Annotated in this window: 10 protein-coding genes and 2 tRNA genes; 7 read left to right on the plus strand and 5 right to left on the minus strand. The window is 72.8% G+C overall.

Annotation, left to right across the window (positions count from 1 at the left end; translation table 11 throughout):
• Nucleotides 1–34: 34 nt before the first annotated feature.
• The 4 genes from ACQEVB_RS00550 (at nt 35) to ACQEVB_RS00565 (ending at nt 5,799) form a co-directional block, all read left to right on the plus strand.
• Nucleotides 35–2,290, plus strand: a complete 2,256-nt coding sequence (locus ACQEVB_RS00550) for an RNA degradosome polyphosphate kinase (protein ID WP_432963225.1) — start codon at nt 35–37, stop codon at nt 2,288–2,290.
• Entirely contained in the window at nt 2,287–3,195 is a 909-nt protein-coding gene (locus ACQEVB_RS00555) for an NUDIX hydrolase (RefSeq protein WP_432963228.1), read from the plus strand. Before ACQEVB_RS00550 ends, ACQEVB_RS00555 begins: the two co-directional genes overlap by 4 nt.
• Nucleotides 3,196–3,277: 82 nt before the next feature.
• Complete coding sequence (locus tag ACQEVB_RS00560; RefSeq protein ID WP_432963231.1) at nt 3,278–4,486, plus strand: M20 metallopeptidase family protein; 1,209 nt, start codon at nt 3,278–3,280, stop codon at nt 4,484–4,486.
• Nucleotides 4,483–5,799, plus strand: coding sequence for an MFS transporter (locus tag ACQEVB_RS00565; RefSeq protein ID WP_432963234.1), 1,317 nt, complete (start codon nt 4,483–4,485; stop codon nt 5,797–5,799). Before ACQEVB_RS00560 ends, ACQEVB_RS00565 begins: the two co-directional genes overlap by 4 nt.
• A gap of 84 nt (nt 5,800–5,883) precedes the next feature.
• Here the strand turns inward: ACQEVB_RS00565 and ACQEVB_RS00570 are convergent, their stop codons facing one another.
• The 3 genes from ACQEVB_RS00570 to leuC all read right to left on the minus strand — a co-directional run bounded on the left by ACQEVB_RS00570 (nt 5,884) and on the right by leuC (nt 8,450).
• Nucleotides 5,884–6,333 (minus strand): HU family DNA-binding protein, encoded by a 450-nt coding sequence (locus tag ACQEVB_RS00570; RefSeq protein ID WP_432963237.1) that lies wholly within the window; start codon nt 6,331–6,333, stop codon nt 5,884–5,886.
• A 96-nt stretch (nt 6,334–6,429) separates the two neighbouring features.
• Nucleotides 6,430–7,023, minus strand: coding sequence for a 3-isopropylmalate dehydratase small subunit (gene leuD / locus ACQEVB_RS00575; RefSeq protein ID WP_432963240.1), 594 nt, complete (start codon nt 7,021–7,023; stop codon nt 6,430–6,432).
• The gene (leuC, locus tag ACQEVB_RS00580) at nt 7,023–8,450 is read right to left on the minus strand and encodes a 3-isopropylmalate dehydratase large subunit (RefSeq protein ID WP_432963243.1); all 1,428 of its coding nucleotides are present in this window, start codon (nt 8,448–8,450) and stop codon (nt 7,023–7,025) included. Before leuC ends, leuD begins: the two co-directional genes overlap by 1 nt.
• 51 nt (nt 8,451–8,501) lie before the next feature.
• Here leuC and ACQEVB_RS00585 point away from each other — a divergent pair, with 51 nt between their 5' ends.
• Together ACQEVB_RS00585 and ACQEVB_RS00590 are read left to right on the plus strand one after the other, a co-directional pair.
• The gene (locus tag ACQEVB_RS00585; RefSeq protein ID WP_432963246.1) at nt 8,502–9,203 is read left to right on the plus strand and encodes an IclR family transcriptional regulator; all 702 of its coding nucleotides are present in this window, start codon (nt 8,502–8,504) and stop codon (nt 9,201–9,203) included.
• Between the two features lie 172 nt (nt 9,204–9,375).
• The gene (locus tag ACQEVB_RS00590; protein WP_432963249.1) at nt 9,376–11,133 is read left to right on the plus strand and encodes an Hsp70 family protein; all 1,758 of its coding nucleotides are present in this window, start codon (nt 9,376–9,378) and stop codon (nt 11,131–11,133) included.
• A 73-nt stretch (nt 11,134–11,206) separates the two neighbouring features.
• On the opposite strand, the gene ACQEVB_RS00595 is transcribed toward ACQEVB_RS00590, so the two are convergent.
• Together ACQEVB_RS00595 and ACQEVB_RS00600 are read right to left on the minus strand one after the other, a co-directional pair.
• Nucleotides 11,207–11,279: transfer RNA gene (locus ACQEVB_RS00595), tRNA-Glu, on the minus strand.
• 49 nt (nt 11,280–11,328) lie between these two features.
• Nucleotides 11,329–11,400, minus strand: a tRNA-Gln gene (locus tag ACQEVB_RS00600).
• Nucleotides 11,401–11,543: 143 nt separating this feature from the next.
• Here ACQEVB_RS00600 and ACQEVB_RS00605 point away from each other — a divergent pair.
• Complete coding sequence (locus ACQEVB_RS00605) at nt 11,544–12,857, plus strand: FAD-dependent oxidoreductase (RefSeq protein WP_432963252.1); 1,314 nt, start codon at nt 11,544–11,546, stop codon at nt 12,855–12,857.
• The last annotated feature ends 69 nt before the right edge of the window (nt 12,858–12,926 follow it).

Consider the following 12,926-nt stretch of genomic DNA (forward strand, 5'->3'; position numbering starts at 1 on the left):
CGGCCGGCGGCCGCCACGGCCGACGACGCGCAGGATGGCGGCAGCGGCCGTGCCGGCGACCGAGGCGCAGGCCCGGCCGGTGACCGCGCCCGTCCCCGATCCGGTCCCTGCGGTGCCCGCACCCCGCACCGACGGTGCCGCACCGTCGGCCGCCGTGCCGGTCAGCCCACCGGCCCGTACCCCCGCTCCGGTCTCCGAGCTGCCCGACGACCGCTACCTGAACCGCGAGCTGTCGTGGCTCGACTTCAACGCGCGCGTGCTGGCGCTGGCGGAGGACCCGAGCCAGCCGCTGCTGGAGCGGGCGAAGTTCCTGGCGATCTTCGCGTCGAACCTCGACGAGTTCTACATGGTGCGGGTGGCGGGCCTGAAGCGTCGCGACGAGACGGGCCTCGCGGTGCGCAGCGCCGACGGCCTGTCCCCGCGCGAGCAGGTGACGCGCATCGCGGCGCGCACGCAGGCGATCGCCGACGCGCACGCGCACGTGTTCCTCGACCAGGTGCGGCCGCAGCTGGAGGAGCAGGGCATCCACATCCGACGCTGGGACGAGCTGTCCGACGACGAGCGCGAGCGGCTGTCGGAGTACTTCTCCGCGCAGGTTTTCCCGGTGCTCACGCCGCTCGCCGTCGACCCGGCGCACCCGTTCCCGTACATCTCGGGGCTCTCGCTCAACCTGGCCGTCACCGTGCGCGACCCGGAGGGCGGCACCGAGCGGTTCGCCCGCGTGAAGGTGCCCAACAACGTGCCGCGGCTGGTGCGGGTGGCCACCGCGCCGGGCGGCGACCGCACCGAGATCACGTTCCTGCCGATCGAGGACCTGATCGCCGCGCACCTCGACCAGCTGTTCACGGGCATGGAGGTGGCGGAGGTCGGCGAGTTCCGGGTCACCCGCAACGCCGACCTGGAGGTGGAGGAGGACCGCGACGAGGACCTCCTCCAGTCGCTGGAGCGGGAGCTCGCGCGCCGCCGGTTCGGTCCGCCGGTGCGGCTCGAAGTCACCGACCAGATGAGCGAGCACGTGCTGGAGCTGCTGCTGCGCGAGCTCGACGTGGACCCCGCCGACGTGATCACCGTGCCGGGCCTGCTCGACCTCACCGCGCTGTGGGCCGTGCACGCCGTGGACCGGCCCGACCTCAAGGACGAGCCGTTCGTGCCGGCGACGCACCCGGCGTTCGCCGACCGGGAGAACCCGCAGAGCATCTTCGCCACCCTGCGCGAGGGCGACGTGCTGGTGCACCACCCGTACGACTCGTTCTCCACGAGCGTCCAGCGGTTCATCGAGCAGGCCGCCGCCGACCCGAACGTGCTGGCGATCAAGCAGACGCTCTACCGCACGTCCGGCGACTCCCCGATCGTCGACGCGCTGGTCGACGCCGCGGAGGCCGGCAAGCAGGTCGTCGCGCTGGTGGAGATCAAGGCGCGGTTCGACGAGCAGGCCAACATCCGCTGGGCGCGCGAGCTGGAGAAGGCCGGCGTGCACGTCGTGTACGGCCTGGTCGGGCTGAAGACGCACTGCAAGACGTCGATGGTGGTGCGGCAGGAGGGCGGAGCGATCCGCCGCTACTGCCACATCGGCACCGGCAACTACCACCCCAAGACCGCGCGCCTGTACGAGGACATCGGCGTGCTCACCGCCGACCCGACGATCGGCGCCGACCTCACCGACCTGTTCAACACGTTGACCGGGTACTCGCGGCAGACCAGCTACCGCAGCCTGCTCGTCGCCCCGTACGGGGTGCGGCGCGGGATCGTGCGCCGGATCGAGGAGGAGATCGAGGCCCACCGGGCGGGCAACTCCCACGCGCGCGTCCGTATCAAGGTCAACTCGCTGGTCGACGAGCAGGTGATCGACGCGCTCTACCGGGCGTCGCAGGCCGGCGTGCCGGTCGACGTCGTGGTGCGCGGCATCTGCGCGCTGCGGCCCGGCTACCCGGGGCTCTCGGACAACATCCACGTCCGGTCGATCCTGGGCCGGTTCCTCGAGCACTCGCGGATCTTCCACTTCGGGGCCGCGGACGAGTACTGGATCGGCAGCGCCGACATGATGCACCGCAACCTGGACCGCCGGGTGGAGGTGCTGCTGCGGGTGTCGGAGCGCCCGGCCAGGCGGCTCGCGGAGGTGCTGGACTCCTGCCTGGACCCGGCCACCCGCTGCTGGGTCCTGCACGCCGACGGCTCGTGGGTGCCCTCGCCCGAGGCGGACTCGGGCATCTCCCCGGTCCGCGACCACCAGTCCGAGATGATGATCGTGCACGCGCCGGCCGCGGTCGAGACGGACGACGAGTCGGCGTGAGCCGCACGGCGAGCGCGGCGGCGGTGCAGGCCGCCGGGTGCGTGGCGTGGCGGGTGGGCCCGGCCGGCGTCGAGGTGGCGCTGGTCCATCGGCCCCGCTACGACGACTGGTCGCTGCCGAAGGGCAAGCTCGATCCCGGCGAGACGCTGCTGGCGTGCGCGGTGCGGGAGACGGCGGAGGAGGCCGGTCTGGCGGTGCGCCTCGGCGCCCGACTGGGCCGCGTGTCCTACACCGGTCCGACCGGCCCGAAGGTGGTGCACTACTGGGCCGCGGAGGTGCGCGGCGGCGCGTTCACCCCCAACGACGAGGTCGACGAGCTGCGCTTCGTCGACCTCGCCAAGGCGGCCCGGCTGCTGAGCTACCCGCACGACGCCGGCGTGCTGCGCCGGTTCGCCGCCATCGGTGTGCCCGGGTCGACGGTGCTGCTCGTGCGGCACGCCAAGGCGGGCAGCCGCAGCCAGTGGGACGGCGACGACGACCAGCGCCCGCTGTCGAGCACGGGCCGCGACCAGGCGGCCCAGGTGACGAAGCTGCTGCCGCTGTTCGGCCCGGACCGGGTCAGCAGCGCCCCGCCCGTCCGGTGCATCGACACCGTCGCGACGTTCGCCGCGGCGGCCGAGCTGACCATCGGCATCGAGCCGCTGCTCGGTGAGGCGGGCTACTGGGCCGATCCCGACGCCGGCGTGGACCGGGTGCGGGCGCTCGCGGCCGCGCCCGGCGTCACCGTGCTCTCCAGCCAGGGCGGGGTGATCCCGGACGTGGTGGCGGCGCTGGTCGAGGAGAGCGGCCAGGACCTGGGCGTCGACCTGGCGGACGTGCCGTCGCGCAAGGCGAGCGTGTGGGTGCTGACGTTCGCCGGAGGCCGGCTGCGGGCGGCGGACTACTACCCGACCCCGACGGGCTGAGATCGGCGAATCCGTGGTTCCGGCCAGCCGACTGCGTCGATCAGGCTCAAACTGTGGCGCATCACGGAGGAAGGGACAGTGCATGCTCGCCACCATCCGGGCCGACGCCCTCGCCCTGCAGGACGATCTGGCGCAGTTGCGCCACGCGCTGCACGCGGAGCCCGAGCTGGGTCTGGACCTGCCCCGCACCCAGGAGCGGGTGCTCGCCGAGCTGGCTGGGCTGCCCCTGGAGGTGTCCACCGGCACCGACACCACCTCGGTGGTGGCGGTGCTGCGTGGCGGCGCCTCGACGACCGAGCCGCGGACCGTGCTGCTGCGCGGCGACATGGACGCGCTGCCGGTCGTGGAGGAGAGCGGGGAGGAGTTCGCGTCCGCGAACGGCGCCATGCACGCGTGCGGCCACGACCTGCACACCACCGCGCTGATCGGGGCCGCCCGGTTGCTGGCGCAGCACCGCGACCGGCTCTCCGGGGACGTCGTGTTCATGTTCCAGCCCGGCGAGGAGGGCTACGACGGGGCCTCCGTGATGCTCCGCGAGGGCGTGCTGGACGCGGCCGGCCGCCGCGTCGACCACGCGTTCGGCATGCACGTGTTCTCCAGCCTCGTGCCGAAGGGAACCTTCGTCGGCCGGCCGGGGCCCATCCTCGCTGCGTCGCACGGGCTGCAGGTGACCGTGCACGGATCGGGTGGGCACGGTTCGGCGCCGCACCTGGCCCGCGACCCGATCACCGCCGCCGCCGACATGGTGACCTCGCTGCAGACGATGATCACCCGGACGTTCGACGTCTTCGACCCGGTGGTGCTCTCGGTCGGGGTGATCAACGGCGGTACCCGGCGCAACATCATCCCCGACACCGCGTCGTTCGAGGCCACCGTGCGGCGCTTCAGCGAGGTGAACGCCGATCGGCTGCGCACGGTCATCGGCCGGGTGCTCGACGGGGTGGCTTCGACCCACGGGGTCACCGCCGAGTGGGAGTTCGTCGGTGAGTACCCGCTCACCGTCAACGACACCGAGCAAGCGGGCTTCGCCGCGGACGTGATCCGTGAGCTCGTCGGGGAGGAGCGCTACATGGAGCTGGAACGGCCGATCAGCGGTTCAGAGGACTTCTCCCGCGTGCTGCAGGCGGTGCCCGGCGCTTTCGTCGGGCTCGGTGCCTGCCCGCCGGACGTCGATCCGCTCCAGGCGCCGTTCAACCACTCGCCCCGGGCCCGCTTCGACGACAGCGTCCTGGCCGACGCGGCAGCCGTGTACGCGGGGCTCGCCGTCGCGAAGCTGGCGGTGCGGTCGTGAGCGCGCCGGGCGCCACTCAGTCGAAGGCGCGCACCATCGTCGGGATCGGCGTCGGCAACGCGCTGGAGTGGTACGACTGGAACATCTACGCCACGTTCACGGCGTACCTCGCGGCGCAGTTCTTCCACAGCGGCGACACGACGTCGGACGTGCTGAAGACGCTCGCGGTGTTCGCGGTCGGCTTCGTCGCCCGCCCGTTCGGCGGGTTCGTGTTCGGCTGGGTGGCCGACCGGCGCGGGCGGCAGCTTTCGATGATGCTGGCCGTCGGGCTCGCAGCGGCCGGCAGCCTGGTCATCGGGCTCACGCCGACCTACGAGACGATCGGCGTCCTCGCGCCGGTCGTGCTGGTGGTGGCGCGGCTCGCGCAGGGCCTCGCGCACGGCGGCGAGCTGCCGGCGGCGCAGACCTACCTGTCCGAGATGGCGCCGCGCGAGAAGCGCGGCCTGTGGTCGAGCCTGATCTACTTCTCCGGCACCTGCGGGATCATCGTCGGCACGCTGATGGGTGCCGTGCTCGCCACCGTGCTGACCAAGGACGAGATGGCGGCGTACGGCTGGCGGATCCCGTTCGTCCTGGGCGGCGTCTTCGGCCTCTTCGCGCTGTGGATCCGCTCGCGGATGCACGAGACCGACACCTACACCGCGGCGGCCGCGGCGATCGCGCCCGTCGAGCGGCCGGCGCTGTGGCGGCAGATCGCGGGGCACCGGATCCTGCTGCTGCGCGTGATCGGCCTGACGATGGGCGCCACGGTGATCTACTACGTGTGGGCCGTCGCCGCGCCGTCGTTCGCCATCACCAACCGCGGCATCGACGCGCGGGGCGCGCTGTGGGCGGGCGTGGTCGCCCAGGTGATCTTCGTGGCGGTGCTGCCGCTGTGGGGCATGCTCTCCGACCGCATCGGGCGCCGGCCGGTGCTCCTGATCGCGTGCGCCGCGATGGGCCTCCTGCTGATCCCGTTGAACGCGATGATCGGCAACAGCGCCGTGATGCTGGCCGTGGCGATGTCCATCGCGCTGATCATCATCGGCGGGTTCTCCTCGATCGGCCCCGCCGTGTACGCCGAGATGTTCCCGACGTCGATCCGGGCCGCCGGGCTGGGCGTGCCGTACTCGATCGCGGTCGCGCTGTTCGGTGGCACCGCGCCCTACCTGCAGGCCTGGTTCGCCTCGATCGGCGCGCCCGGCGCGTTCTACTGGTACGCGATCGGCCTCGCGGTCATCTCCGTCGTCACCGTGGTGCTCATGCCGGAGACGAAGGGGCGCGACCTCTCCTCGGACGACCACCTGGAGCTGCTCGACCGCCCCGCCCGCTGACGGACCTCACACAGCGCGCGGCCGCCGCACACAGGTTGCACCTTGTGTGCGGCGGCCGCGCGCTGTGTGACGTCGTTCGTCGCGCTACTTCTTGCCCTTCTTCGCCTTCGCCTCGCCCTTCTTCGCCTTCTTCTCCGGCTTCGCTTCGGCCTTCTTGGCCGGCTTCGCGGGGGCTGCGGCGAAGGACTGCTTCGACTTGGCCTTCTTCGCCGGCTTGGCCTCCGCGACGGGCTCGGCGGCCGCGACCGGCTGCGGTGCGCTGCCGTTGCCGACCGCGCTGCGGAACCCGGCACCTGGCCGGAACGCGGGTACCGTGGCCGCCGGGACGGCGATCGGCTCGCCGGTGCGGGGGTTGCGGGCCGTCCGGGCAGCGCGGGCCCTGCCCTCGAACACGCCGAAACCGGTGATCGACACGGTGTCTCCACCGCGGACGGTGTCCACGATGGTCTCGAGCAGCCCGTCGACCGCGGTGGCCGCGGTGCGCCGGTCGCCGAGGCGCTCGGCGAGCGCGTCCACGAGCTGGGTCTTGTTCATGCCGCCGACCGTAAGGCCTGGTCGGGGCCGGACGCCACGTGACACGCGCCGCTGAACCCGTTGGGGCACAACGGATTCACCGACGTGCGGGGTTCGTCAGACCTGCGCGGTGGTGGGCAGCCGGGACGGGCGGGCCGCCTCGAACGCGGCGATCTCCTCGGCGTGCCGCAAGGTCAGCCCGATGTCGTCGAGCCCTTCGAGCAGCCGCCAGCGCGTGTAGTCGTCGATGCGGAACGCCACCGTGAGATCGGCCGCGTGCACCGTGCGTTCCCGCAGGTCGACGGTGACCTCGGTGCCCGGCTGGTTCTCCAGCAGCTTCCACAGCAGCTCGACGTCGTCCTGCGCCACCTGCGCGGCGACGAGGCCCTGCTTGGCGGAGTTGCCGCGGAAGATGTCGGCGAACCGCGACGAGATGACGACGCGGAACCCGTAGTCCATGAGCGCCCAGACCGCGTGCTCGCGCGACGAGCCCGTGCCGAAGTCGGGGCCGGCGACCAGCACCGACCCGCGGTTGAACGGCTCCTGGTTGAGCACGAAGTCCGGGTGCTGACGCCACGCGGAGAACAGGCCGTCCTCGAAGCCGGTGCGCGAGACCCGCTTGAGGTAGACGGCCGGGATGATCTGGTCGGTGTCGACGTTGGAGCGGCGCAGCGGCACGCCGATACCGGTGTGGGTGGTGAAGGGTTCCATCAGACCAGGTCCTCCGGGCTGGAGAGGGTGCCGCGGACGGCGGTCGCAGCGGCGACCAGCGGCGAGACGAGGTGGGTGCGGCCGCCCTTGCCCTGGCGGCCCTCGAAGTTGCGGTTCGACGTCGACGCGCTGCGCTCACCGGGCGCGAGCGTGTCGGGGTTCATGCCCAGGCACATCGAGCAGCCCGCCGAGCGCCACTCGGCGCCGGCGGCGGTGAACACCTTGTCCAGGCCCTCGGACTCGGCCTGGAAGCGCACCCGCATCGATCCCGGCACGACCAGCATGCGCACGCCGTCGGCCACAGTGCGGCCGTCGAGGATCTCCGCGACGGAGCGCAGGTCCTCGATCCGCCCGTTGGTGCACGAGCCGACGAACACCGTGTCGACCTTGATGTCGCGCAGCGGCATCCCGGCCTCGAGCCCCATGTAGGCCAGCGCGTTCTCCGCGGCGATCCGCTCGTTCTCGTCGACGATCGTGGCCGGGTCGGGCACCCGCTCCGACAGCGGCAGGCCCTGGCCGGGGTTGGTGCCCCAGGTGACGAACGGGGTGAGCGCGTCGGCGTCGATGTCGACCTCGGCGTCGAACTGCGCGTCGTCGTCGGTGCGCAGCTGCCGCCACGCCTCGACGGCGGCGTCCCATTCCGCGCCCTGCGGAGCCCGGTCGCGGCCCTTCAGGTACTCGAACGTGGTGTCGTCCGGCGCGATCATGCCGGCGCGGGCGCCCGCCTCGATCGACATGTTGCAGATCGTCATGCGGGCTTCCATCGACAGGTTCTCGACGACGTTGCCGCGGTACTCCAGCACGTAGCCCTGGCCACCGCCGGTGCCGATCTTCGCGATGATCGCGAGCACGACGTCCTTGCTGGTGACGCCCTCGCGCAGCCGGCCGTCGGACGAGTTGATGTTGATCGCCATGGTGCGGAACGGGCGCAGCGGCAGCGTCTGGGTGGCGAGCACGTGCTCCACCTCTGACGTGCCGATGCCGAACGCCATCGCCCCGAACGCGCCGTGCGTGGACGTGTGCGAGTCGCCGCAGACCACGGTCAGGCCGGGCTGGGTGAGTCCCAGCTGCGGGCCGACGACGTGCACGATGCCCTGCTCGGCGTGGTTCATCGGGTAGAGCGGCACGCCGAACTCGGCGCAGTTGCGGCGCAGCGTCTCCACCTGCGTGCGCGAGACCGGGTCGGCGATCGGGAGCTCGACGTCGGTGGTGGGGACGTTGTGGTCCTCGGTGGCGACGGTGAGGTCCGGGCGGCGGACCTTGCGGCCCGCGAGCCGCAGCCCCTCGAAGGCCTGCGGGCTGGTGACCTCGTGCACCAGGTGCAGGTCGATGTAGAGCAGATCGGGCTCTTCACCCTCGCCCTTGCGGACGAGGTGGTCGTCCCACACCTTCTCCGCCAACGTTCTCGGGCGAGATTCGCGTCCCACGTCGGCCGCCTCCTCTGGACGTCTCACATTTCGGGAAGTTAATATCGTTTCGTGAGACAGTCTAGCGGCATCGGGGTGCTCGACAAGGCGGTAGGGGTGCTGCGTGCCGCAGCCGCCGAGCCGTGCGGCCTGGCCGAGCTCTGCCAGCGCACCGGGCTGCCCCGCGCCACCGCCCACCGGCTCGCCGTCGGCCTCGAGGCGCACGGGCTGCTGCACCGCGGCAACGACGGCCGCTGGCGCCCCGGCCCCACGCTGGCCGAGCTCGCCGCGGGCGGCGCCGACCCGCTCGTCGAGGCCGCAGGCGCCGTGCTGCCGCGGCTGCGCGACATCACCGGCGAGAGCGTGCAGCTCTACCGCCGCGACGGCAACCAGCGCGTCTGCATCGCCGCCGCCGAGCCGGCCAGCGGGCTGCGCGACACCGTGCCCGTCGGCAGCCGGCTGCCGATGACCGCAGGCTCCGGCGCCCGGGTGCTCGCCGCGTGGGCCGAGCCCGCCGTGCAGCGCGCCGTGCTGGCCGAGGCGTCGTTCGGCGAACGGGTGCTCGTCGACGTGCGCCGCCGCGGCTGGGCGCAGAGCGTCGCGGAGCGGGCGACGGGCGTGGCGAGCGTCTCCGCGCCCGTGCGCGACGGTTCGGGCCAGGTCATCGCGGCGGTGTCGGTGTCGGGGCCGATCGACCGCATCGGCCGCCGCCCCGGCGTGCGCTGGGCCGCCGACCTCCTCGCGGCCGCGGAGGCGTTGCAGCACAGGCTGTAGCCGGGCACTCGTCGAGAACGACGTTGCGGTGATCAACAAGGCTATTTGATCACCACAACGTCGTTCTCGACGCATTTGTGCAACCCGGAGACGGCCGTTACGGTGCGCCGCCCGTCCGTCGCGCAGCGCAGTGCCGCTACCGTGTGCCTCGACCTGGCCGAATGGGAGAGCGATGAGTTACGTGATCGGCATCGACGTGGGCACCACGCGCACGTCGGCGGCGATCTCCCACGCCGGTAGCGGACCGGGGGACATCGAGGTCGTCGCACTCGGCGACCGCGCCAGCTCCGTGCCGTCGGTCCTCTACCTCGGCGACGACGGCTCGATCGTGGTCGGCGAGGCCGCCGAGCGCCGTGCGGTCACCGACGTAGACCACGTCGTGCGCGAGTTCAAGCGGCGCATCGGCGACCCCACCCCGATCGTCGTCGGCGGCCGGCCGTGGGCGCCGGAGGACCTCTCCGCCCGGCTCGCCCGCTGGACGGTCGACCGGGTCGCGCAGCGCGAGGGCGGCCCGGCCACCCGGATCGCGGTCACCCACCCCGCGTCCTGGGGCGGCCACAAGATCGAGCTGATGGGCAACGCGCTGGCCGCGCAGGGCCTGCAGGTGATGTTCCTCGCCGAGCCGCAGGCCGCCGCCCTGCACTACGCCGCGGCCGAGCGGGTCGAACCGGGCTCCACGATCGCGGTCTACGACCTCGGCGGCGGCACGTTCGACGCCGCCGTCGTCCACAAGGACCCGATGGGCACGTTCACCCTGCTCGGCCGGCCGGAGGGCGTGGAGCGGCTCGGCGGCGTCGACTTCGACGACATGATCTTCGACCACGTGCGCGAGGCACTCCCCGACGCGTTCGACGCGCTGGACGACGACGATCCCGCGGCGCTCGCCGCGGTCGCGGCGGTGCGTCGCGACTGCCGGGAGGCCAAGGAGGCGCTCTCGTCCGACACCGAGGTGACGATCCCGGTGCTCCTGCCGGGCGCTCGCGGCTCGGTGCGGCTCCACCGCAGCGAGTTCGAGGCCATGATCGGCCCGCAGATCGAGGAGACCGTCGCGGCCCTGCGGCGCGCGATCAACTCCGCCGGTCGCACCCCGGAGCAGCTGACGGCGGTGCTGCTCGTCGGCGGCTCCTCCCGGATCCCGCTGGTCGGCGAACTGGTGTCGCAGCAGCTCGGACGGCCCGTCGCCGTCGACGCCGACCCGAAGAACGCCATCGCGAAGGGCGCTGCGCTCGCCCTCACCCCGGCCGCGGCGTCCGCCACGGGCGGGCACGCGCGGCGCCCGCTCGGCCCGCCCGTCGCCGGGCTGCCCGGTGGCACCGGCGCCTGGCCGGGCCCGTCGGGCACCGGTGGCACGCCGCCGCTGCGAGCTGCCGCGCCGATGCCCGCCCCGTTCCCGGACCGCCCGCCCGTGGGCGCCGCCGGGTACCGCAACGGATCCAACGGCCACGCCGGCGGGTACGGGTACGACCAGGGCGACGCCTACGGCGACGACTACGGCCCGTACGCCGAGGACTACGGCGTCGCCTACGCCGAGTACCCCGACGAGCCCCCGACCCGGCGCAGGTCACCTGCCCTGCTCGTGGGCGTCGGCGGTGCGGCCGCTGCGGTGGCGGTGATCGGGGCGGCGTTCCTGCTGCCGCACACGTCGGCGGTGATCACGCCGGCCGGGAAGGTCGCGGTGGACCTGCCGAACACCCCGGCACCGACGACGGTGGTGCCCACCTCGGAGCCGCGGCCGACGCCTACGCCGAAGCCGAAGCCTCCGGCGCCGCGCACCACCACCGTCGCGCCCACCACGACCGTGCCGCCCACGTCGAAGGAGCCGCCGCCCTCGTCGGAGCCGCCGTCGGCGAGCCCGTCGGCGTCGGCATCGGCGACGAAGACGCCGAATCCCGATGGCGAGGGCGGAACCGTCGGCCGCAACCGCGAGTAGCGGCTCGCTCGGACCAGGCGCAAATGACGAAAACGCCCGGGCTCGCAATTCTGCGAGCCCGGGCGTTTCGGTGTAGCCCCGACGGGATTCGAACCCGCGCTACCGCCTTGAGAGGGCGGCGTCCTAGGCCACTAGACGACGGGGCCTCTGAAACAAGCTCCGCAATCGTACAGCAGGTGATTGCGAGGAGTTTCGCTGGGGTACCAGGACTCGAACCTAGACTAACTGAACCAGAATCAGTCGTGCTGCCAATTACACCATACCCCAAGGGATCCGCGACCTGGCCCGGTCGCGCCCTGTGTGCACCACTGTAGCCGAGCGGTCGAGCCGGTTGCACACCGGCCCGGCGTCACCCGTCCGACCAGGTGAGCGGTCTTGTGGCAGACCTCCTGCCGCGCTAAATTCAACACATGACGAATATGGAGCGCACGACCTGCCTCGTCGTCGGCGGTGGCCCTGCGGGGATGGTGCTCGGCCTGCTCATGGCGCGGGCCGGCATCGAGGTCACCGTGCTGGAGAAGCACAAGGACTTCCTGCGGGACTTCCGCGGCGACACCGTCCACACCTCCACCCAGAACCTCATCGACGAGCTCGGCCTCGGCCCACGCTTCGCGCAGGTCCCGCACCGGCGCATCGAGACGATGCGCATGCAGTTCGACGAGGGCGCCATCACCGTGGCGGACATGCGCCGGCTGCCCGGCGCGCACCCGTACATCGCGCTCGTCCCCCAGTGGGACTTCCTCGACGTGCTCGCCGACGCGGCGGCCGAGGAGCCCACGTTCACCCTGCGCCGCAACGCGGAGGTGATCGACGTCGTCCGCGACGGCGACCGGGTGGTCGGCGTCCGGTACCGCGACCGCGTGGCCGGCACCGAGCACGAGATCCGCGCCACGCTGACCGTCGCCTGTGACGGGCGGGGTTCGGCCGTGCGCGCCGCGGCCGGGCTGGCGCCGCGCTCGTTCGGCGTGCCGATGGACGTCTGGTGGTTCCGGCTCTCCCGCCGTGACGGCGACCCCGTCGGCGGCGTCGGGCGGATCTCCACGGGCCAGATGTGCGTGATGATCGACCGCGGCGACTACTGGCAGTGCGCCTACCTGATCCGCAAGGGCAGCGACGGCGAGCTGCGCGCCGCCGGCATCGAGGAGCTGCGCCGCCGCTTCGCCGCGCTGCTGCCGTGGATGGCCGACCGGATGGCGGAGCTGGAGTCGTTCGACCAGGTCAGCCTGCTCGACGTGCAGCTCAACCGGCTCCGCCGCTGGGACCTCGACGGGCTGCTGCTCATCGGCGACGCCGCGCACGCCATGTCGCCGGTCGGCGGCGTCGGGATCAACCTGGCCGTCGCCGACGCCGTCGCCGCGGCCCGGATCCTCGCCCCGGCCCTGCGGTCGGGCGGCATCGTGCCGCGGTCGCTGCTGCACCGCGTCCAGCGCCGGCGGCTGCTCCCGACCGCGATCATCCAGGGCGTGCAGCGCGCAGCTCACAAGGGACTGTTCGGCCAGATCATGCGCGACGAGCCGACGCAGCTGCCGCACACCGCCACCGCCGCCGGGATGGCCGACGCCGTCATCCCCGACGCGCCGCTCGAGAGCCTCCCCCTCCCGTTGCGGCTGCTCCAGCGGTTCCCGGTGCTCCAGGGTCTGCCGGCACGGCTCGTCTCGATCGGCCCGCTGCCCGAGCACGCGCCGGAGTGGGCCCGCCGCCCCGCGACCCCGGCCCGCACCTGAGGACGTCACACAGCGCACGGCCCCGTCACACAGGTTGGGCGGTGTGTGCGGTGGCCGCGCGCTGTGTGA

The organism is Pseudonocardia sp. CA-107938 (assembly GCF_050936315.1).
In the GTDB taxonomy this organism is placed as follows: domain Bacteria; phylum Actinomycetota; class Actinomycetes; order Mycobacteriales; family Pseudonocardiaceae; genus Pseudonocardia.

Coding starts and splice junctions, on each gene's coding strand:
- ACQEVB_RS00550 (WP_432963225.1), top strand. CDS start 35: ATGGCGGCAGCGGCCGTGCCGGCGACCGAGGCGCAGGCCCGGCCGGTG.
- ACQEVB_RS00560 (WP_432963231.1), top strand. CDS start 3,278: ATGCTCGCCACCATCCGGGCCGACGCCCTCGCCCTGCAGGACGATCTG.
- ACQEVB_RS00570 (WP_432963237.1), bottom strand. CDS start 6,333: ATGAACAAGACCCAGCTCGTGGACGCGCTCGCCGAGCGCCTCGGCGAC.
- leuD (WP_432963240.1), bottom strand. CDS start 7,023: ATGGAACCCTTCACCACCCACACCGGTATCGGCGTGCCGCTGCGCCGC.
- ACQEVB_RS00590 (WP_432963249.1), top strand. CDS start 9,376: ATGAGTTACGTGATCGGCATCGACGTGGGCACCACGCGCACGTCGGCG.
- ACQEVB_RS00605 (WP_432963252.1), top strand. CDS start 11,544: ATGACGAATATGGAGCGCACGACCTGCCTCGTCGTCGGCGGTGGCCCT.